We start from the raw sequence: 22,449 nt of genomic DNA, 5'->3' as shown, positions 1-22,449 counted from the left end.
GTATCAGACTTAGCCATTAATACGGTTATCCCCTGAAAACTTAGAATAATTTGCGTCAAAAAAACAGAAATAATTAAACATGCTTTTGAAGCAACAGAGCGATAAAGATGATTAAAAAAACCTTTTGGAAGTTTTAATCTGATTGTTTGGTATTCAGTCATGATTGAGAGTTATCGACTTAAATTCACATTGCGAAGTGGTTTTATAAAAACAACTTCAAGTTTTAATAGGGTGATTGCAAAACTAATATTATTATTAATTCTACATTTCAAATATAGCAAAATCGTATATATTTTTGGCACAAAATATTAAACGATTTTATAATTTATGATTCAGTAATCTCGTTCTAATAACTTTTGCGGTAATTATTAATTTATTTTATACAACTTTTATAGCTTTTTAAGCAGTATAGTTTTTATTGCCAAACGTAAATAAAATTTAATGTTTGCAATTTGGCTTAAAAAAGAGAAAGGGGCTTAAATCCATAAGCCCCAATAAACCAAACAAACTATTTATGAAGTTTTTAAATAACCAACATCAAATTAATTTGTTTTAAAAAAAGAGATTAAAATAAATCAACCCCTTTTCTGCGTTTGTTTAAAATCGTCCCGTTGATTTTTATCTAACTAAACAAACCTCTCGAAATATTTGGGTTTAAACAATACCAAAAACTAGGTAATTTAAAATACAGTTACGAAAATAGGTTTAATTGTTCTGGCTGATACAGTGCAGGGTTGAAGCTATAATTTTTATTTTCATTTAGTTTATTATTAACATAATGCAAAAAACCTTCTTCATTTCTAGATGCAACACTAATAAAAGTTTTACCAGCTGAGGCCTTAAATAAATTCTCTACCAAGGTTGGGTCGTTATTGTCTTTTGATAAGTGACTGAGCAAAAGATGGCTCATGTATTCTGGTTTATGATTTTGAAATAATGCTAAGGCCTGGTGGTTGGATAGGTGACCTCTGCCGCTGGTAATTCTACGCTTTAAATGATAAGGATAATTACCACTTTCAAGCATTTGCGTATCATAATTGGCTTCTAAAAAAGCAGCATTACATGTTTTAAACTGAGTAATTAATCTGTCGCAAACTGCGCCAATATCTGTAAAAACGCCAACACGTACATCGCTGCATTCAATGGTAAAGCTAAAAGGATCTGCAGCATCATGCAGTTTAGAAAATGCCGAAACCTTTAAATTGCCAATGCAAATGGTATCTAAATGGTTGAAATTGAATATCTTATCTTCATTTAATATCAGCCGACTGTTGCGCAATGTATTATCCGTAATATAAACGGGAAGATCATATTTCTTAGATAAAACCGATAATCCTTTTATATGGTCGCCATGCTCGTGAGAAATAAAAATAGCTTTGATGTTCGACATCGATAAACCAAGCCTGGCCATTCTTTTCTCAACTTCTTTGCAAGAAATTCCAACATCGACCAATACAGCTTCGTTTTTATTGCCAACATAGTAGCAATTGCCATTACTGCCAGAATTTATTGAGGTAAAATATAATGCCATTTGAACATGCAAGGTAATTTAATTTCAGCGCCAAGGCAAAAATAGATTTGAACAATTTATTTAATTATTTGCCGATGATATAAGCGTATAAAACTCGTTACCTTCCGTTTTGAATTGTTTTGTCTTTCAGTTTTATGAAAATTAATTGAATATATTTGGTATTCAATAAAGTGAGCCATTACAATATTTAGGGTTGTTTATGGTTTTTGCTAACCAATTTTTGTTTTATCCTCTGGACTGAAACCTGCCAAATTTTCAAGTTCTAAAAAGAAATTTATATTATGTTTAAATTAAAATTAAGTGTTCTTTTAGTTTGCCTTTCTATCTTTTCGTCTATTTGTTTTGCTCAGGTTAGTTCTATACAAAATATTCAAGCCCGTAAAATACAGAGCCTTAATGGCAAATGGAATTATATTATAGATCCTTACGAAAACGGATATTACGATTACAGACATCAACCTTACGACCAATCAAAAACCGCCACAGGTGGTTTCTTTGATGATAAGGAGCAAAAAGATAAATCAGAACTTATTGAATATAATTTTGATGGTTCTCCGCAAATGAACGTTCCTGGCGACTGGAATTCTCAATCGGAAAAGTTAGAACTATACGAGGGCACCATTTGGCTGCGTAGAAAGTTTGATGCACAACCACAAAAAGGAAAACGATATTTTGTTTATTTCGGAGCGGTAAATTACGAAGCACATGTTTACCTGAATGGGAAAAAAATCGGCACTCATAAAGGTGGATTTACACCTTTTCAATTTGAAGTTACCGGGAAGTTGAAAGCAGGCAGCAATTCAATTGTTGTAAAAGCCGATAATACAAGAAAGCCAGATGAAATTCCGACCGTAAATACCGATTGGTGGAACTATGGTGGCATTACCCGCGACGTATATTTAGCTGAATTGCCCGAACATTTTATTAGTGATTATAAATTACAGCTTGAAAAAGGTAGTAACAATTCTTTAAGTTTTTCATTAAAATTAGCTGATGCTTTTGCCGGGCAGGAAGTTTCGTTAACCATACCTGAGCTTAATTTAAAGAAGGATTATAAGACGGATAGTGAAGGTAAAATTAGTGAGGTTTTCATCTGGAATAATCTATCGCTTTGGTCGCCAGAAAGCCCGAAACTTTATACCGTAAATATTAAATCTGCTAATGAAAATATCGAAGATAAAATTGGTTTTAGAACCATCGAAGTAAAAGGTGATAGTATTTTACTCAACGGAAAATCTGTTTTTTTCAGGGGCATTTCCATGCATGATGAAAACCCATTATTGCAGGGTAGATTACGTTCGCAAGGGGATATGAGGATGATGTTGCAATGGGCAAAGGATTTGAATTGCAACTATATTCGTTTGGCGCATTACCCTCATAATGAAGAAATGATGCGTTTGGCCGATGAAATGGGCTTGCTGGTTTGGGCAGAAGTTCCGGTTTACTGGACCATTAGCTGGGAAAACCCGGTTACTTATGCAAATGCTAAACAACAATTAACAGATTTAATTTCTCGAGATAAAAACCGGGCTAGCGTTGTGGTCTGGTCAATCGGAAATGAGACGCCGTTAAGTGCGCCTCGATTAAGCTTTATGAGTAATCTTGCAGAAACCGCTCGCTCTCTGGATGATACAAGGTTAGTAGCTGCGGCCTTAGAAGTTCATCGCGAAAGCAATACCATGATTTTAAACGACCCATTGGGCGAAAAAATTGATTTGGTAAGCTTTAATGAATATGCCGGTTGGTATTTTGGTAGTTCGCCAAGTGAAATTTTAAAGTACGATTTCAACATTAAATACAATAAGCCGGTAGTAATTACTGAATTTGGTGGCGATGCTTTAGGTGGTTTTCATGCTGACGAGAATACGCGTTGGAGTGAAGAATATCAGGAAGCATTATACAAGAACCAGTTAACGATGCTTAGTAAAATTCCTGCATTAAGGGGAATAATTCCATGGATTTTAACCGATTTTCGGTCACCTAGAAGGCAACATCCTGTTTACCAAAATTTCTGGAATCGTAAAGGTTTAATGAGTGAAACTGGCAAAAAGAAGAAAGCTTATTTTGTGCTGAAAAACTTCTACGATCAAATGCAGGAGAAATATAAATAAGAAATCTACATGCCGATTAATATTACTTTGAAGCTTTATTAAGAAGCAAATAATATCGATCATTTAATTAAGTACAAATTAAATTGCTGATGAATATAATATTAGTTGTAAAAAAAAAGCACTAATCGTTTATTTCACTCGTTGATCAACAAAAGTTAAGCATCTATTTTGTTATGAAATAATTTGTTCGACTACCGATATTTTAGTCCACTTTTGCATTTCTTCAATATTGATTTAATTGATTATGGAACAGAATTCAAATCCCGGAAAGAAAATTTTAAAACCTTCAGTAATTCATGATGATTTGCCAGAGGTTAAAAAGGCAGAACACCTAAGAAAGGTTCCTACAAATAGCAATAATGAATTGCCTGAAAACCCGGAGCGGAATTATCATCATGAAGAATCTCGTTCAGTTAGTGGCACACACGATGAAATTAAGCATGCTGACGATGATGTTTGGAATGGAGAAGATGCTTAAATTGATTTAGTTTTGAAAATATTTGGGTAATTGCCATTTCGGTTTCAAATCAAATCTGAGATAATAAGCTTGTAGCTAAATACTTATAAGAACAGCGTGATTAGCTTATAATAAATTAGGAAAATTTTGAAAATTTATTTCCGCTTATTGGGTAGAACTTCTATATTTGCACACATTAAAAAATGAGCCTCGGTAGCTCAGCTGGATAGAGCGTCGGTTTTCTAAACCGAGGGTCAGGGGTTCGAGTCCCTTCCGGGGTACTGATAACCCTCTTTAATTAATTTTAGAGAGGGTTTTTCTTTTTTAGAGTACAGTTTTCATTTCCTAATAGTTCTCTGTAGGAATCAGATTTTCTTTTGTAATCGGTGTATCTGTGTACTTGTTATAAAAATTTCTTATTTCAATAGCCAAATCCTCCTCTAATAGTAAAAAGCTCTTAACAAGTAAGCCTAGAGGAAATTCTAGTTTAAGCTTAAAAAATAATTTTAACTTTTTTGTCAATAACATTTTAAATTGTTCATCAAAAGAAGCATCTTTAATTAAATCTGCAATAATATCTATCGAATAAGTTAAATAAATTATATTATCCGTCTCAAGTTGATTTTTGTAGAAATGAAATGCATCATGCTTATTCTTTGTGTTTGCAATTCCTTTCGTATACTTATATAAAGCAGTTGTTCCAAAAAAATCCTTTTTGTCTTCAACTAAAAGATAGCCTTCAAAATCGGATTGTAGTTTATCAAAAAGGTGGAGAATGAAATCTAAATCGTTTTTTTTAACCTGAGTTCTATTTGTTATCCGTTGTTCTCGAAAGGTGATATATAAAAAAACTATCGTGATTATAGTTACAACAATCATTACCCATTCCCCAACGTTTCCCCATGTGTCCGAATTGAACCTTCCGAAATTATTGATATCCATAGCTACCTTTTGTTAATTACTGCCTAGCTTTAGCCTCTAATATCTTGGCCTTAACAGATGAGATAATTAGGGTTTAATTTTGGTATAAAGTACAATATTTATCTTACTACCATGCAATATCTTACTAACATTATATAAACCTGCAATGGTTCCAAAATATTTAAGAAGTTGGATTGAAATCGCAATGATATTATTTAGAAAGTTCCAATGTTCTCTATTTCAATCGATAGTATATTTTTTTAGAAATAGGACGTATTAATTTTATCATTATATATTTTAATTCTTAAAGAATTACCATAAATCACTAAATCAAAATAATTATTTGGTTTATTTAAAATTAAATTTAGATTTGTCTAAAAATAAATTTAGATAAATATGAATCACTTGCAGTTTTCAATTTTTACAATTCTATTTTCTTTCATTTCTAGTATTGCATTTGCACAATCGGGTATGTTGAAAGGGAAGGTTACTTCGAGTAAGGTTCCGAAAGAAGATGTAAGTGTTAAGCTTCTGAAATTAAATAAATCAGTCAAAAGCGATTTAGAAGGTTTTTATTCGTTTGAACAAATACCTTTTGGCACTTACGAGATTGTATTTTCTGCGGTAGGTTATCAATCGAAAAAGCAAACAATAGTTATAGTAGGTGCTGAGCAATTTTTAAATATAGATTTAGAACAGTCAGCTTCAAATTTAAACGATGTTGTAATAACAGGTGTAAACAGAGCTACTGAATTGAGGAAAAGTCCGGTGCCGATTGCTGTAATTTCCAAAAGAACAATGGACCAGAATGTAAATACGAATTTGATTGACGCCATTGTGAAAGGTATTCCTGGTGTATCGGCTGTAACAACCGGACCAAATGTTTCAAAACCATTTATTCGCGGTTTAGGCTATAACCGTGTTTTAACTTTATATGACGGTTTGCGACAAGAAGGGCAGCAATGGGGTGATGAACATGGGATAGAAGTTGATGAATATGGGATAACCAGGGCGGAAGTTGTAAAAGGTCCGGCTAGTTTAACCTATGGTTCGGATGCACTGGCAGGCGTTATCAATATGATACCTTACAACCCTAATTTTGAAGATGGTAAATTAAAGGGAGATTTTAACATGAATTACCAAAGCAATAATGGCATGGTGGGTTCATCAATAGGTTTAGCATATGTTAAAAACGATTGGAAATATGTTTTTAGAGCTTCTGGGAAAACTGCTCATAATTATTACAATAAAGCTGATGGGTATGTTTTTGGTACTGGTTTCAGAGAATATAATTTATCTGCAAGTGCAAGAATTGATAAACAATGGGGTTTTTCTAAAACAGCTATTACTTATTACGATAACTTAATGGAAATTCCTGATGGAAGTCGTGATTCTTTGACCAGAAGATTTACCAGACAAGTTTTAGATTTTGGTGATGATATAAAAAATAGACCGATTGTACCTGAGAATGAATTGACCCGGTATTCGATTAATCCCCTTCATCAGCATATTCAACATTATCGATTCTATAATACAAGCCAAATTAAGTTTAGAAACAGCGATCTAAATTTCTTAATTGGAGCACAGCAAAGTGTTCGAAGAGAATATAATCATCCAACAATTCCAGCTCAAGCTGGGTTGTACGTTGTTCTAAATACATTAAACTATGATTTGAAGTATAATCTACCTGATTTTTTAGGTATCGAAAGTACAATTGGAGTAAATGGGATGTTTCAGGGTAATAGAAGCAAAGATGCTACAGATTTTCCGATTCCCGATTATGATTTGTTTGATGTTGGTGCTTTTTATTTCGCAAAAAAAACTTTTGGTAAAATTGATGTATCTGGTGGTATTCGCGTAGATAGGAGGAACATCAACTGGAATGACTTTTATGTAGGTACCAATTCACAAACTGGTTTTGGACAACAAGTTAATTCCAACTATCCCGATGCCAATCTTCAATTTCCATCCTTTAATAAAAGTTATTACGGGCTGTCTGGCAGTTTAGGTTTTACCTATAACATCTCCGAAAAACTACTTTTGAAGGCCAATTTAGCCAGAGGTTATCGTGCGCCAAATATTACAGAAATTGGTTCTAATGGTTTAGATCCGGGTGCCCGTATTGTTTATTTGGGCAATAGAACTTTCAAGCCAGAATTTAATTTACAACAGGATATTGGCTTAATTGCCTACTTGAAAGATGCCGATATTAGTTTTGAAGTTTTTAATAATAATATTCAAAATTATATTTATCAATCTCGTTTAACAGATGCTGATGGAAATCCTATGGTTATTGTACCAGGAAATTTAACATATCAATATCAGCAATCTATGGCCAGGTTGTATGGTGCAGAAGTTAGCCTAAATCTTCACCCAAACCATATAAAATGGCTAACCTTTAATAATAGCTTGGCCTATGTAGTCGGTTTGAATAAAAACGAAGATCTATTAAATAGGTTTGGTAATGCGGCTAAATATTTGCCTTTCATCCCACCATTGCAATTTCGTACGGAGTTGAAGTTTACTTCACAAGCAACAAAGGGTAGTTTTGATAAACCATATTTAAAATTTGACGCAGCTTTATTTGCTTATCAAAATCGATTCTATGCATTAGATAATACGGAAACTTTTACGGAAGGTTATGCATTATTCAACATGGGGATGGGTTCCGGTATCAAATCAAAATCTGGTAAAAAGGTATTCGATATTTTTATCCAGTGTGATAATATTTTCAATAAGGTCTATCAGTCTAACCTTAACAGACTAAAATATTTTGAATACTATTCATCTTCTCCAAACGGAAGGTCAGGTATTTACAATATGGGTAGAAATTTTAGTTTTAAAGTTATTGTGCCGATTTAGTGATTTAAATAACCGATGGAATTTTAATAATCTAAGTCCAACGTATTGCCTGTACGAAATGTCTTGCTGAATTTATTTCAACATCTTTCCTGCAAAAAGACCCTGAAATAAATTCAGGGTGACGTTAATTAAAAAAATAGTTTATTAATAGTGTGAAGGTTAATTAATAATTGAACTCTGGCTAATATGAAAAGTATTGTAGGTTTGGAGGGTGTAATGTAAAACAAAGTTTAGGGGATATATTTGATTTAATTTTTGTTTTTAATATCATTTACGTTTTTCTGTTTTACATTTACATCATCCATCTTACATTTTAAATTTTTTTATGGATTCAATTAGCGAGCAACGTTTAAATATTTTAAGACAATCTATTGGTAAAGTTATTGATTCTTCACCTTCAAATTTCATGAATTGGCTGGCTCCAATATTGGTGCAAGCCGAGAATGGCAAATTGGTTTGCCAGTATACCATCAGAAAGGAGATGACCAATCCTTATCAAATACTGCATGGTGGAGTAACTGCTGGTATAATTGATGATCTTATTGGGGCTACTATTTACACAATGGGTCTGGAAAGCCGTTTTACCACCGTAAGCAATTATATAGATTATTTTGCACCTGCAAACGAAGGTGATGAAGTCATTGCTGAAACAACCATCGTTAAAAAAGGAAGAACAATAATAAATTTGCAGTGTGAAGTATTTTTACCTGCAAAAAACCGTTTAATTGCAAAGGGTTATTCGAACATGTTAAGCTTAGGTTAAGGCGAGAGCATTAATGGTATAAAAATTTGATAATTCCTTTAACTTAACAAAACATTCTGTTTTATAAGTTGTTATACCTTTACCAAAAATAATATGAGCCATGTTAACAGATTATTCACCCCTGCAATTTATTGTTCGAGGCAAAATCTTTAAAGGATTTTGTATGCGTATCAACGACGATTTTCATGAAACTTATGCCGTAGTTTTGGATGGTTATCATTCCTTTTGTATTTGGATGGATAACAAATCTGAAAAGTGGTGTGCTTCTAAGAATGTCGCAATTGAGCCAGATGCTATTGATGAAATTATCAATAGAATCTCCTTGTCCGCTTAAATGCGCTCCCATTAAATTTAATGCTCATAACAAAAGATCCTTTATTGATTATATCCGTAAAGGATTTTTTATTTTATCAGATTTTTATCCGAAAAATAAGTAACACACGCCAATTGCTGTACACACGCCAACCAAATCTGCTAATAGCATAGAACCGATAGCATATCTTGTGTTCTTAATTTGAACGGAACCAAAATAAACAGCAACTACATAAAATGTTGTATCAGATGCGCCCTGGAAAACTCCTGATAACCTACTCGCAAATGAATCGGCTCCGTAAGTTTCCATTGTACTAACCATCATGCCTCTCGCTGCACCACCGCTTAGCGGTCGTATCAAAGCTGTTGGCAAGCCTTCAACAAATCTTGTATCGGTTCCTAAATACACAAAAACACTTTTTATTCCATTTATGACAACATCAAATGTTCCGCTGGTTCTTAGCAAACTGATGGCCACCAGCATCCCTACCAAATAGGGAATAATATTTATTGCAGTTTTGAAACCATCTTTGGCTCCATCAATAAAGGCATCAAAAACATCAATTTTTTTATAAAGCGCTCCAAGTATGATGATAAAAAATATAAATAAAATTAAGCCATTACTTAATAAACCCGAAAAAGATTGAATACCTGCGGCATTTAACGATCTGATGTAAAGCACCAGACTGGCTATGATAAGTGATAAACCTAATATCCAGCCAATTACAACGGGTTGAAATAAATTAATTCGCTGTTTAAAGGAAACAATTAACATTGCCGCCATGGTACCTACAAAGGTTACAATTAAGCAGGGAATGAAAACATCAGTCGGGTTTGAAGCATTTTGTGAAGCACGTATTGCAATTACACTCACCGGAATTAAACTTAAACCTGCAGCATGCAAACATAAAAACATAATTTGAGCATTCGAGGCTGTGTCTTTAGTTGGATTAAGCTCTTGCAAACTTTCCATTGCTTTTAAGCCAAAAGGTGTTGCAGCATTATCCAGTCCTAATAAGTTTGCCGAAAAATTCATTATCATGTGACCCATCGATGGGTGACCTTTGGGGATATCGGGAAACAATTTTGAAAAAAACGGCCCTACAATTTTAGATAGTAAACGAATTCCTCCGGCTTTTTCGGCAATGCTCATTAAGCCCATAAATAAGGCTAAAATTCCGATCAACTTTAAACAAAGTTCTACCGAAACCCAACAAGTTTGAATAATACCATCTAATTTTAAAGGGTTGGCAGCATCATCAGCCTTCCCAATTACCATCCAGTTAAAAATGTCGGTTTGCCCGAAAAAAAAGCATTTGATACTTGCTACTACAATTGCAATAATTATAAATGCTGACCAGATTCTACTTAATGCCATTCAGGTTGTTTAGTTTAGAATTGTAAAATAGCTTTTTTTTCCGAAGACCAAAAAGTATGAGGTCAGAAGTTAGAAAGTCTATGCGATATAAACCTCCGAAATTCTGACCCCTGACTATCTAAGGTTTATCATCTGTTAATTCAAAACCCCAGGTTTTTCCTTTTTCAGTTGCTGGTACGCCAGTTGTCATCCAAGCTGGTGCTTTTGCACCTTTTAAGTAATGATCAAAAAACTGTTGTTCGCGAATTTGAATGTCTTTACGATTTTGTCGTTGAACCAAATTATGTGCCTCACCATTGTAATTCAGCATCCAAACAGGCTTGCCTAAACGGCGTAAACCGGTAAACATCTCAATTCCTTGGTACCAAGGCACAGCTCCATCAGCATCATTAGCCATTACCACAACTGGTGTATTTACTTTTGGAAACATAAAAAGGGGTGAATTTTCTATGTACAATTCTGGTTTTTCCCATAAGGTAGCGCCAATACGGCTTTGTGTTTTTTCGTATTGAAACTGTCTGTTCATACCACTTTCCCAGCGAATACCACCGTAAGCCGATGTCATATTTACAACCGGTGCACCAGCCCAAGCTGCTGCATACATGTTATTTTGAGTAATTAAATAAGCAACTTGGTAACCGCCCCAACTTTGACCTTGAATACCAATTTTGCTTCCATCAACCCAACTGTTTTTCTTCAAATTTTCTACACCCGAATTGATAAATTCTACAGCAGATTGGCCGGGATAACCTTTTGTATAAGTAATATCTGGTGCGAAAACCAAATAACCATTGCTTACAAAAAATGAAATATTTAATCTAGATGGGGTAGGTGCAGGAGCCTGATAGGAGTATAATCCATCAGACAATTTTTCATAGAAATAAACAATCATCGGATATTTTTTCGATGGATCGAAATTTTCAGGTTTATATAAAATTCCTTCTGATGAATAACCTTTTGGCGTTGTCCATTTTACCAACTCTGCAGTTCCCCAGTTATAAGTAGCTTGCTGAGGATTTGTACTGGTTAATTTTGTTTCTGTTTTAAAATCGGTAGTTACATAAACATCATTCGAGACTACGTAATTTCCCTTGTCAAAAATGTAAACATCGGCATCTTTGGCTTTCAACAGATTTGAATATTTTACTTTTCCCATTACAACCAAGTCAGGATTTTTAACCGTTCCAACATTTTTACGATAAAAGCCATTTTCTTTGCTTACCGTGTTAAAACCATCTAACCAAACCAATTCATTTGATTTTACAAATTTTGTATCTGCACCACGTTCAAAACGATTGTCTTGTTGGGTTCTCTCATATCTTAAAGTGATTTTATTATCGCGACCAAAGTTATTTGTAATGTTTTTGGCTGCCGATTTACCATCTGGAGAAAACGACCAGATATCGTATCTATCATAAATTAGAACAGCTTTATCATCTTCGGTCCAGGTGGCAATTCCGTATGATTTTGGGGTATCAGGAACATCGTTTTCTTCATCGGCAAATTTAACATTCATGCCTTCGTTTAGCTGTGTAATTTTACCTGAAGCAACATTGTAGGTAAACCAATTGGAAGTATTTTCATCAAAATAAATTACATAATTTCCAGCTGGCGAAGCCATGGCATTGCCGTTTAATTTTTCGATTATTTTTTTTCGCTGACCAGTTTTTGTATCAACCAGGTAATAGTCTTTCAATGTCGAACCACTCCATTGCGATTCTATTCTACGTCCAAAATCGGTTGAGGCCAATACAAAGTTTGCATTGCCATCACTCACCATGTTGGCGTCAGGCAAGTTTAAATCCGTTAAAGGAACGACTTTAGGGTCGCTGCTAAAAACATCAATAACTGCTAAATAACTTCTTTTGCTATCTCTATCTGCATTTTTAAGTTGCATTGGCTGCAAATAATCATCTTTATAATTCCAAACATCAACCTTAGCCACTTCAAAATCTACAATGGTGGTATCTTTCGGTTTCTTAATTGGTGCAATACCGATGAATAATTTTTTGCTGTCTTTACTAAATGAAACCCTTCCTTCGCCGCTAACCGACCACTTTGCTGGCAAGCCGGGCATGTCATAATCAACAATGGTTTGGGCTGTATCTAACGTTAAAGAATTGTAATAAACATTATAATTTTTAATTTCTTTCTTTTCCGGGTCTTGTTCTCCAACAAATGCCACATGTTCGCTTTCATCATCAAAGGTGAAACCTTTAAAAGTTCCTTTTCCTTTAACCAAAGTTTTTAATGTTCCTTTTTCCGTATTTAAAAGAAAAACACCCTGTGCAGCCGCATTGTCTTTTTTAGAACCACTACTTGCAAAAACCAATTGTTTTCCATCTTTACTAAAAGTGTAGTCTGTAACGTATTTATAAATTTTATCTTCTCCTGTTATTAAATTTTTAACGATTAAATCAGTGCCTTCTTCTTTTTTTGGTCCGCCAGCTGGTTCATCGTCTGCAAAATCAACCTCATCATCTTTTTTAGGGGCAGGACTGGTTGCTTTTTTAGCCGTATCCAATTTATCTAGCTGATATGCTAAATAACCAAAACCGGTTTCCGGCATTTTGAATGATTTTACCCTTGCAACCTTAGTTATTAAATTGGTTGTTAAATTTGCTATGCCTAATGTATCTTTTGGCATGGCATCTGGCTTGGTTTTTTTAATTTTTGCCTGACGTAAATCTTTGTAATACGGTTTAATTAAGAATGCAGCGTATTTTGAATCGTTACTAAACTGACCGATAGATGCTCTAGGAATGGTTAGTTTCGCATTTGTTTTTAAGTTGCTGATGTATAATGTTGCATCTCCTTCTTGCTGTACAACACTGTATAAAGCCATTTGGCCATTATTTGATAATTGCTTGGTTCCTATCGATTCCCAGGAATCATAAACCTTATGATCCAATGGTTTTTTTTGTGCGTAGGTAAAGCTGACAACGAAAAGCAGAATGATAGTTAATCTTTTTTGCATTTTAAGAATTGATTAATTTGTTTGTTGAGATTCAGTTTATAAAAATTGCAATTTTTTAGCTGATTAGAAAGGATGTACGCCAAATATTACAAAATATTGGAGTTTAAATAAGTAATAAATAAAAAACCCGAATGCAATATAAGCATTCGGGTTTTCTAATAATCAAAAATTCTTTATAAGAATGTTATTTTTTTCCTTTTGTAGGCAATTGTTGCTGTTGTTGACGCATATAATCATCTAAACGTTGTTGGAATTTCGATTTTTTCTTTTTCTCATCCGCTGGTCTTGCTTTATTTTGCTGAATCAAAGCATGAATTTTATCATCATCAACCATTTTACGGATTAAGAACTGCTGTCCGAAAGTCATTAAATTGGCTAAGAAATAGTAATAGTTTAATCCTGATGGATAGCTATTTAATACACCTAAGAAGATTACAGGCATAATGTAACCAATGTATTTCATTTGCCCGGTAGCGCCTGAAACCTGATTGTTAAAATAGGTCATAATTAGTGTAGAGATGGTCATCAATACACACATTAAACTTAAGTGGTTGCCAATAAATGGAATTTTAACGCCAAAACGGATAAATTCATCATAAGTAGATAAATCTTTCATCCAAAGGAAACTTTCTTGTCTAAGTTCGAATAAATTCGGGAAGAAGAAGAAGAATGCCATAACCAATGGAAGTTGTAAAACCATAGGTAAACACCCGCCGAGTGGATTCACTCCGGCCTTCTTGTATAATTTTAAATATTCTTGCTGAACTAAAGTAGGGTTATCTTCACCAACTTTAGCTTTAATTTCATCCATTTCAGGTTTTAAAACCCTCATTTTAGCCATTGATAAGTATGACTTGTAGGTTAATGGTGATAGCGCAAGTTTTAATAAAATTGTAAGTGCGAAAATGATTAGACCATAGTTCCAGCCGAAACCATTTAGAAAGTTGAATACAGGCAATACAATAAAACGGTTAACGTATTTTAACGGCCAGTAACCCATATCTACTTGTTGTTCCAAATCGTAACCCTGAGCTTTTAAAGCAGAGAATTTGTTTGTACCAAAGTAGAATTCCATTTGATAAGCTTGGTTAGCTAAATGTGTGTATGGCAATTGCATATTTGCACCATAAAATTTAATCTGACCAGGTGTAGTTGGTATTTTTACCTCCAAATTTCCCTTTTCAAATGCTTGCTTAGAGATTAAAGAGGCTGAGAAAAAGTGCTGTTTAAAGGAAACCCATTGTATTTTACCTTTAGTTAATTCTTCCTTCTCATCTTTAGAAACACTTAAATGATTAACATCACCATCTACGTATTTATAGTAAGGAGCAGAGTAACGGTGTTCACTTTCAATCGATTTTTCTTGTTGAAGCAATGTTGCTTCCCAGTTTAAACCTATGGTGTTGCCAGATATAACTTGCTGTAAGCCAACTAAATTAACATTAAATGCTACTTTATTACTTAGTGCCTTTAAATCGTAAGTAAATTCTACATAAGCATTTGCGCCATAATTAGCACGCATGGCTACTGTACTTCCAGCTTTGGTTGGCGTAAAGTATAAATCATTTGTATTGATAACTTTTCCAGCAGCGTTTAAATTCAAGCCGAATTTATTCGCTCCACCATCAAAAAGAATTAAAGGTTTGCCATCAAAAGTTTTCTGACCTTTAATTTGTACCGATAATATCTTACCACCTTTATTGGTTAGGGTAATTAATAAGTTTTCGTTTTCTAAAACTGTTTTAGCTTCTGTGCCTGCAATTGCTGTTCCGAATGGACCTTTTAACGCAAGAGAATCAACAACTGGCGAAGTTGGTGTTGCTTTAATTACCGTATCTTTTGGTGCTATTACTGCCCCCGCTTTTTTAAGAGAATCTATTCGTTCAATTTCTTTGGCTTTTTTTAGTTCTGCTTCACTTGGTCTGAAGAAGTAGAATGATCCGCCCAAGATGATCATAATCAGGAATAATCCTGTAAAGGTATTTCTATCCATTATTAAATTTTATGCTGCCGTTAATTTGTTTTTTTTAGCATACTCCATTGCAGCGGCCACAAATTTAACAAAAAGTGGGTGAGGATTTGCTACTGTTGATTTTAATTCGGGGTGGAATTGTCCGCCCACGAAAAAGGGGTGATTTTTTAATTCAATAATTTCTACTAAGCCAGATTCAGGATTAATGCCCGAAGCAATCATTCCGGCATCTTCGTATTGCTTTAAATAATCATTATTAAATTCGTAACGATGGCGGTGACGCTCGTTAATGTGCTGTTTGCCATAAATTGCAAATGCTTTTGTGCCTTTTTTAATGTCACACGGATACGAACCCAATCGCATTGTACCACCTTTATTGGTTATCTTTTTTTGCTCTTCCATCATGTTGATAACAGGATTTTTAGCATTTTCTTCAATTTCAACGGTATGGGCATCTTTTAAACCCAATACATTGCGTCCGTATTCGATAACGGCGCATTGCATGCCTAAGCATATCCCAAAGAAAGGAATATTATTTTCGCGAACGAACTTAATGGCATCAATTTTACCTTCAATACCTCGGCTACCAAAACCTGGCGCAACTAAAACACCTTGTAAATGTCCAAGCTTTTCTTTTACGTTATCAGGAAATATACCTTCAGAGTGGATGTATTCTACTCTAACCTTACATTCATTTCTTGAGCCTGCATGTACAAAAGATTCGATTATCGATTTGTAAGCATCAGGTAATTCTACATATTTACCAATCAAACCAATTTTAACATCGGCAGTTGGATTTTTTAACCTCCCCAAAAAGTCTTTCCAACTTTCCATATCAGGTTCGTTTTTGGTAGGGAGTTTCAGTTTTGCTAAAACTGTTTTGTCTAATTGTTCTTTTAACATCAGTAATGGCACATCGTAAATTGTAGATGCATCCATAGATTCGATTACGGCATTAACGTTAACGTTACAAAAAAGTGCAATTTTTTTCCTAATATCTTGAGAAATATGATGTTCTGTACGGCAAACCAAAATATCTGGCTGAATTCCATATTCCAGTAATGCTTTAACCGAGTGCTGAGTTGGCTTAGTTTTTAATTCGCCAGCTGCTGCTAAATACGGAACAAGCGTTAAGTGAATTACAATAGCATTGCTACTGCCTTGTTCCCATTTAAACTGACGAACAGCTTCGATAAAAGGTAAAGACTCAATATCGCCAACAGTACCACCAAGTTCAGTAATTACGATGTCGTAATCGCCACTTTCACCCAAAATACGCATGTTACGTTTAATTTCATCGGTAATGTGTGGTACAACCTGAACGGTTTTGCCTAAATATTCACCTTTACGCTCTTTATTAATTACGTTTTGATAAATACGACCGGTAGTTATATTGTTTGCCTGGGACGTTGGTACGTTAAGAAAACGTTCGTAATGACCTAAATCTAAATCTGTTTCAGCGCCATCTTCGGTAACAAAGCATTCGCCATGTTCATAAGGATTTAAAGTTCCTGGGTCGATATTAATGTACGGATCAAATTTTTGAATGGTTACACGATAACCTCGTGCCTGTAAAAGTTTAGCTAAAGAAGCGGAGATGATGCCCTTACCCAAAGAGGAAGTAACACCGCCCGTAACAAAAATATACTTAGTCATGTTTCTGAATTTATGCAACAAAGGCAAATAAATGTTGCTTTTTGTACGGGGTACAAAGGTAGTAAAAATACCCGCTTGCACAGAAATAAAACTAGGTAATTTTAAAAATGATAATGTTGTGTGATTGAGGAAATTAGTTGAAAATTTATCCTAAATTATTTCTTTTGTAAAGCATCTGCAGTAAATTTATTAATGTTAATCCCGTTTTTCGCTAAATCTTTTTGCTGAGTGTTTTTGCTGAAATGGGAATATGTGCAACAAAAAGGATATCGCTTCAACCGGGTTTAATTAACTCAATTCGGTGCTATCTACTTCCGTTGCAATTTGCCAAATCAGAACGTTTTAAATAATTTCTTTAATTTATCTATTCGCCTTTTATTCTCTTGTTGCAGCAATGATGGATACAAGTTCATTAATATGTTTACAACCATTAATATTAATGCTAACAAAAAATAGCCATTAAAAACTTTAACGATTGCAAAAAAGGCTACAGCTATAAAAGCAATTAGATGATTAATTTCAGCAAAAGTCATTTCTTTTCTTAAATGCTCCAATTCTGTAAGTTCAATTTTCCTCTTCATTTTTAAATTGGGGTTAAAAAATTTGAAGAATGTATTTTTCACAATCCATTTTATCACACCAATTCCAATTAATTTGTTCAGTTTGGTGCTTTTAACGAAATTAAGATTGGTTAAATGCTTTTGGTAAAAAGCTGTTTCATTTAAAAAAGCATTTACAACCATACCAATAATCCAAGAAATAAAAGTTAGCGATATGCTTAATGTTATATAACGTATCACAGCAAATGAAGACTTAAGTTTATGGACAATAACTTAACAGCATTTATAATAAATTTTAACTTTCTGTTCTTTTTCGCTCCAGGCTATATAAAGGTTATCTTCTTTACCCAAACGATATTTAAAACCGTTTAAGCCCGATTTCTTTAATTCTTTATAAAGCGCCTTATCAGGTGTATTATTATCAGCCTTATCATCAGGCATTACAGCGGGTTCTAAAAAATTATCGTCGCTGAAGAAATTGCTTGTTATAGTTTTAAGAAAAATAATCTGGTCTTTTTCTTTTGATAAATCAATATTAGGATCGGTATTTCCAACCAAATCTGTTCCCTTTAGTTTTGTATTATATATCTCTTTACCTTTGGCGTTTTTGATGGTAAAGTGTAGCATCATTTCTTCAGGCTTTCTGCCAATAAGTTCGATTTTAAAGGTATCTAAAGTTTTAAGGCTCGAAAAAGATTTGGTTATGCTAGAATTAACATTTTTAAATTCGATGGAATCGGATTCGGTTTTGTTATTATTTGTACAGGCAGTAACTATCGAAACAGAAACTAGAAATAGAAAGCATAATTTTTTCATAGTTAAAATAGAATATTCCGTAAAATAGTAAATTTTGCAGACCAAGTCTGTACAGAAGGATATTTATTTAGTTACACAGTTGTGTATTTTGATCATAATCCTAATATTTTATCAACAGTTCCAATTGAAAAAGAAACAAAAATATTTTCTTACTCTAATTTCAAAGCTTTTAACAGCTTATTAAGCTTTTCAAGGTCTTCAGGCGTATCTATGGCAACTGTTTCCAGATCAGTAACTTTAGTTTGAATGTAAAATCCATTTTCAATCCATCGCAATTGCTCCAGGCTTTCTGCTATTTCTAATGATGAAGGCGGAAGTTTGGTAATGGCTTTAAGCGATTCTGTTCTATACCCATAAATACCTATGTGTTTATAAAATTTATGCTTTTCTGCCCAAACACCAGGTTCACCATTTCTAATAAAAGGAATAGGACTACGACTAAAATACATTGCTCTACCATTTACATCGATTACAACTTTCGGACTATTTGGATTGTAAATGCTTTCCTGACTTTCGATAGGCTTAATCAGTGTTGCCAACTGAACCTTTGCTTCTGTAAAACAGCTTACTAATAAATCAATTTGGGCTGGTTCTATAAATGGTTCATCTCCCTGGATATTGATAACGATATCGAAATCAGGTAAATGCTCAATAACCTCTGCACATCTATCTGTACCACTTTGATGATGTGATGCCGTAAAAATAAACTCGCCACCAAATCTTTTAACTTCAGCAGCAATACGTTCATCATCTGTAGCAATAACCACTTTAGATAAACTTTGCGCTTTGCAAGCCTGTTCGTAAACGCGTTGTATCATGCTTTTTCCAGCAATATCTACCAACGGTTTACCAGGAAATCGGGTAGAGGCGAAGCGTGCTGGAATGATTCCAATAATTTTTGAATCTCCAAAGGCTAAATTAGAACCGCTTATTTTATCCATAGATTTTATATGCTACAAATGCAAAAATTAACGCAATAAGAATATAAGAAATTGGATGAGCAAAATTTAGTGTCCATCCTAAAGCTTCAATTTGCTTTGGAACAATAAATCTTGAATCTTTTCTGTTGGAGTAAAAAACACCCCATTTCCAATTTTCAGGATTATCGTGTTGAAAATCTTTTTTCATTTACCTTAAAATAAGCCATTAATTTCAGCTTCAATGGATTGAATTACTGTACCTAAATCTTCAGGGTTATTTGTAAAATCAAGTTTGTCTTTATCTAAAATTAATAATTTTCCTAAGTTATATCCCTTAATCCATGATTCATACTTCTCGTTTAATTTAGATAAATAATCGATACGAATACCGGCTTCATATTCTCTTCCACGACGTTGAATATTATTTACCAAGGTTGGTACCGATGCACGAAGATATACCAACAAATCTGGTGGTTTTATAAATGAGGTTATGTTATCAAAAATAGCACGATAATTATCATGGTCACGAGTGGTCATCAAAGCCATATCATGCAAATTATCTGCAAAAATATATGCGTCTTCGTAAATGGTTCTATCCTGAATTACATTTCTTTTGTTGGTTTCAATTTCCGTAATCTGCTGAAACCTACTGTTCAAGAAATAAATTTGAAGGTTAAAACTCCAACGTTTCATATCGCTGTAAAAATCTTCCAGGTATGGGTTGTTGTCAACCGCTTCGTATAAAGCTTCCCAACCATAATTCTTTGCTAATAAACCAGTTAATGTGGTTTTTCCAGCGCCTATATTTCCAACGATTGCTATGTGCATATTCTTTTAGGTAAGATTTGAGATGGTTGAGGTGGATGTAACTCCATCTTGTTCTCAAATCTATTAAAATAATTAAAAACTTTTAAATCCGATTAAACTACGTACTTCTCTTATGGTTTTTTGTGCGCTTTCACGTGCTTTTAATGCTCCATGTTTAGCAACCTGCCTTAAGTAAGAATCATCTTTAGCAATATCTTGAATACGTTCTCGCATTGGTGCGGTGGCGATAATCATATCTTCTGCCAGTTGTTTCTTAAAATCGCCATACCTGATTTGCATTTTGCTGTACAAATCTTCAAAGTGTTCATGTGTATCTGTGCTTGAAACCACTTTCATTAGGTCAAAGAGATTCTGTATTGGCTCTGGTTTAGCTTGATTTTCCTCAGTCGGTCCACCATCACTTACCGCTCTCATTACTTTTTTACGAATCGTTTCCGGGTCATCAGATAAATATACCGCATTTGCCTCACCTTCCGATTTTCCCATTTTTCCTTTACCGTCTAAGCCAGGAACTTTTACAAGCTTTTCTGTAAAACTAAATGCGTAAGGCTCTGGGAAAAATTCGGTGTTGTATAATCTATTGAATCGGTTACCAAAGGTACGGGCCATTTCCAGATGTTGTTCCTGATCTTTACCAACTGGAACTTTTGTGGCTTTATGAATTAAAATATCTGCAGCCATTAAAACCGGATAAGTAAGTAAGCCTGCGTTAACATTATCAGGGTTAGCACGAACTTTATCTTTAAATGATGTGCTACGTTCAAGCTCGCCCATGTAGGCATTCATGTTTAAGTAAAGATATAGTTCAGCAATTTCCGGAACATCACTTTGTATATAAATGGTACTATTTTCAGGGTCGATTCCGCTGGCCAGGTATTCTACCAAAACATGTTTGATGTTGCCATGTAAATCAGCAGGAGTAGGGTGTGTGGTTAAAGAGTGCAAATCTGCAATAAAAAAATAGCAGTTGTAATCATTTTGCATTTGCACAAAGTTTTTTACTGCACCATAATAATTACCTAAATGTAATTTTCCTGTAGAGCGAATGCCGCTCACCACTGTTTCTTTCATAATGGCACGAAATTAAAAATAAATTACTTGTAATGGGTATCAAAGGTTCATATTTATCAAACAGATTTTTATTGTTTGGTCTAAGTGGATTTTTCATTAGAGGCAAAAAAATAATTTTTAAGCATCATTTAGATTGAAGCCATAAAATCTTTGTAAGTTGAAGTATAGATATTTGAATTAAAAAAATCTCCGTTTCAGTTTAGTTAAAATGAGCTACAAACAATCTTCCCATTTAAAAATCTAGAACTAGATATTATCTATCTATTTTATACATTTGAAAATCTATGATTAAGTTTTTAAGGCAAGCACATCGGGTGTGGTATCTTTTTTGGATATTTTTTACATTCTTTCTTTTCTATCCGATATATTTCATAACCTCCCGTAATCCAAAATATTATGGCATTCTAAATTTCTTTAGAATGGCAAACAGTTTTATTTGTAGTGCATTGGCTGGTGTGTTTTATAGTTTTAGTTTTGAAGAGCAGCTTAATCCTAATCAAACTTATATTTATTGCGCCAATCATACTTCCAATCTCGATATCATGATTTTTTGCATTTTAGCAAAAGGCAGGTATCATTTTATGGGTAAAGATGAATTGTTAAATAACCCGGTGCTTGGCATTTTCTTTAAAACGATTGATATTTCAGTTAATCGGGATAGTAAAATTTCTGCGTTTAGAGCTTTTAAAAAGGCTGGCGAAAACCTGGAAAAGGGTATGAGTTTAATTATTTTTCCTGAAGGCAAAATTGATGATCACTATCCGCCAAAACTAGGGGAGTTTAAAAATGGTCCTTTCCGTTTGGCTATTGATAAAAACATACCACTGATACCTGTAAGCATTACTAATGTTTGGAAAATTAACTGGGATGACGGTGCCAAGTATGGAAGTAAGCCAGGAATTTGCGATATTTACGTCCACAAACCGATTAATACTGCAGAACTAACAGACTTGGATGCGGAAAATTTAAAGAACAAGGTTTTTAATTTAATTGATAGTAAACTAATAATATGAATTTAGACGCTAAAACCATTCATAAAATAGCCGATTTGGCACGAATTCATATTGACGAGAAAGAGGTTGAAACACTCATTCCTGAAATGAATAAAATCTTATCGTTTATGGAAAAATTAAACGAGTTGGATACGACTGATGTTAAGCCATTGGTTTATATGAATGAATCTACAAATGTGTGGCGTGAAGATGTAGTTAATCAAGAGATTTCAACTACTGATGGATTAAAAAATGCAGCAAAGCATAATGAACAATTTTTTATGGTTCCGAAAATAATCGAAAAATAGTTTACATTGCTTCA

The 22,449-nt window shown here is 33.9% G+C and carries 19 protein-coding genes and 1 tRNA gene; 7 read left to right on the top strand and 13 right to left on the bottom strand.

The window, feature by feature from the left end:
* Positions 1-691: 691 nt before the first annotated feature.
* Complete coding sequence (locus D7004_RS13535; protein ID WP_123206365.1) at positions 692-1,531, bottom strand: MBL fold metallo-hydrolase; 840 nt, start codon at positions 1,529-1,531, stop codon at positions 692-694.
* A 281-nt stretch (positions 1,532-1,812) separates the two neighbouring features.
* Between D7004_RS13535 and D7004_RS13530 the strand changes: the two genes are divergently transcribed.
* From D7004_RS13530 to D7004_RS13520, 3 genes are all read left to right on the top strand, one after another.
* The gene (locus D7004_RS13530) at positions 1,813-3,642 is read left to right on the top strand and encodes a glycoside hydrolase family 2 protein (RefSeq protein WP_123206364.1); all 1,830 of its coding nucleotides are present in this window, start codon (positions 1,813-1,815) and stop codon (positions 3,640-3,642) included.
* A 244-nt stretch (positions 3,643-3,886) separates the two neighbouring features.
* On the top strand, positions 3,887-4,120 hold the full coding sequence (locus D7004_RS13525; protein WP_123206363.1) for a hypothetical protein: 234 nt from the start codon (positions 3,887-3,889) through the stop codon (positions 4,118-4,120).
* Between the two features lie 186 nt (positions 4,121-4,306).
* Positions 4,307-4,380: transfer RNA gene (locus tag D7004_RS13520), tRNA-Arg, on the top strand.
* Between the two features lie 64 nt (positions 4,381-4,444).
* Here the strand turns inward: D7004_RS13520 and D7004_RS13515 are convergent.
* A complete protein-coding gene (locus D7004_RS13515) occupies positions 4,445-5,041 on the bottom strand; it encodes a hypothetical protein (RefSeq protein WP_123206362.1) in 597 nt (198 codons plus the stop codon).
* Between the two features lie 375 nt (positions 5,042-5,416).
* Here D7004_RS13515 and D7004_RS13510 point away from each other — a divergent pair, with 375 nt between their 5' ends.
* Both D7004_RS13510 and D7004_RS13505 read left to right on the top strand, forming a co-directional pair.
* Positions 5,417-7,882, top strand: coding sequence for a TonB-dependent receptor (locus D7004_RS13510; protein WP_123206361.1), 2,466 nt, complete (start codon positions 5,417-5,419; stop codon positions 7,880-7,882).
* Positions 7,883-8,207: 325 nt separating this feature from the next.
* Positions 8,208-8,645 (top strand): PaaI family thioesterase, encoded by a 438-nt coding sequence (locus D7004_RS13505; RefSeq protein ID WP_208646839.1) that lies wholly within the window; start codon positions 8,208-8,210, stop codon positions 8,643-8,645.
* A 115-nt stretch (positions 8,646-8,760) separates the two neighbouring features.
* On the opposite strand, the gene D7004_RS20500 is transcribed toward D7004_RS13505, so the two are convergent.
* From D7004_RS20500 to trpS, 11 genes are all read right to left on the bottom strand, one after another.
* A complete protein-coding gene (locus tag D7004_RS20500; protein ID WP_148042798.1) occupies positions 8,761-8,991 on the bottom strand; it encodes a hypothetical protein in 231 nt (76 codons plus the stop codon).
* A 72-nt stretch (positions 8,992-9,063) separates the two neighbouring features.
* Positions 9,064-10,335, bottom strand: coding sequence for a nucleoside recognition domain-containing protein (locus tag D7004_RS13495; protein ID WP_123206359.1), 1,272 nt, complete (start codon positions 10,333-10,335; stop codon positions 9,064-9,066).
* Between the two features lie 118 nt (positions 10,336-10,453).
* Entirely contained in the window at positions 10,454-13,312 is a 2,859-nt protein-coding gene (locus D7004_RS13490) for an alpha/beta hydrolase family protein (RefSeq protein WP_123206358.1), read from the bottom strand.
* Between the two features lie 184 nt (positions 13,313-13,496).
* Positions 13,497-15,305: a membrane protein insertase YidC gene (gene yidC / locus D7004_RS13485; protein ID WP_123206357.1), complete on the bottom strand. Its 1,809-nt coding sequence runs from the start codon at positions 15,303-15,305 to the stop codon at positions 13,497-13,499.
* A 9-nt stretch (positions 15,306-15,314) separates the two neighbouring features.
* A complete protein-coding gene (locus D7004_RS13480; protein ID WP_123206356.1) occupies positions 15,315-16,940 on the bottom strand; it encodes a CTP synthase in 1,626 nt (541 codons plus the stop codon).
* A gap of 332 nt (positions 16,941-17,272) precedes the next feature.
* Positions 17,273-17,683 carry a glycosyl-4,4'-diaponeurosporenoate acyltransferase CrtO family protein gene (locus tag D7004_RS13475; protein WP_208646845.1) on the bottom strand — a complete coding sequence of 137 codons (411 nt, stop codon included), beginning with the start codon at positions 17,681-17,683 and terminating at the stop codon, positions 17,273-17,275.
* Positions 17,684-17,773: 90 nt separating this feature from the next.
* Complete coding sequence (locus D7004_RS13470) at positions 17,774-18,316, bottom strand: hypothetical protein (protein ID WP_123206354.1); 543 nt, start codon at positions 18,314-18,316, stop codon at positions 17,774-17,776.
* 149 nt (positions 18,317-18,465) lie between these two features.
* Positions 18,466-19,257, bottom strand: a complete 792-nt coding sequence (gene kdsB / locus D7004_RS13465; protein ID WP_123206353.1) for a 3-deoxy-manno-octulosonate cytidylyltransferase — start codon at positions 19,255-19,257, stop codon at positions 18,466-18,468.
* A complete protein-coding gene (locus D7004_RS13460) occupies positions 19,250-19,444 on the bottom strand; it encodes a DUF5808 domain-containing protein (RefSeq protein WP_123206352.1) in 195 nt (64 codons plus the stop codon). The genes kdsB and D7004_RS13460 overlap by 8 nt, the downstream gene beginning before the upstream one ends.
* Before the next feature lie 5 nt (positions 19,445-19,449).
* Positions 19,450-20,064: a deoxynucleoside kinase gene (locus D7004_RS13455; RefSeq protein WP_123206351.1), complete on the bottom strand. Its 615-nt coding sequence runs from the start codon at positions 20,062-20,064 to the stop codon at positions 19,450-19,452.
* 72 nt (positions 20,065-20,136) lie between these two features.
* Entirely contained in the window at positions 20,137-21,135 is a 999-nt protein-coding gene (trpS, locus tag D7004_RS13450) for a tryptophan--tRNA ligase (RefSeq protein WP_123206350.1), read from the bottom strand.
* A 419-nt stretch (positions 21,136-21,554) separates the two neighbouring features.
* Between trpS and D7004_RS13445 the strand changes: the two genes are divergently transcribed.
* Both D7004_RS13445 and gatC read left to right on the top strand, forming a co-directional pair.
* Positions 21,555-22,148, top strand: a complete 594-nt coding sequence (locus tag D7004_RS13445) for a lysophospholipid acyltransferase family protein (protein WP_341867677.1) — start codon at positions 21,555-21,557, stop codon at positions 22,146-22,148.
* Positions 22,145-22,435 (top strand): Asp-tRNA(Asn)/Glu-tRNA(Gln) amidotransferase subunit GatC, encoded by a 291-nt coding sequence (gene gatC / locus D7004_RS13440; RefSeq protein ID WP_123206348.1) that lies wholly within the window; start codon positions 22,145-22,147, stop codon positions 22,433-22,435. Before D7004_RS13445 ends, gatC begins: the two co-directional genes overlap by 4 nt.
* Positions 22,436-22,449 lie beyond the last annotated feature (14 nt).

Source organism: Pedobacter jejuensis (assembly GCF_003725795.1).
In the GTDB taxonomy this organism is placed as follows: Bacteria; Bacteroidota; Bacteroidia; order Sphingobacteriales; family Sphingobacteriaceae; genus Pedobacter; species Pedobacter jejuensis.
The sequence above is the reverse complement of the archived record's forward strand: the minus strand, read 5'-3'. Positions and strand labels throughout refer to the sequence as shown.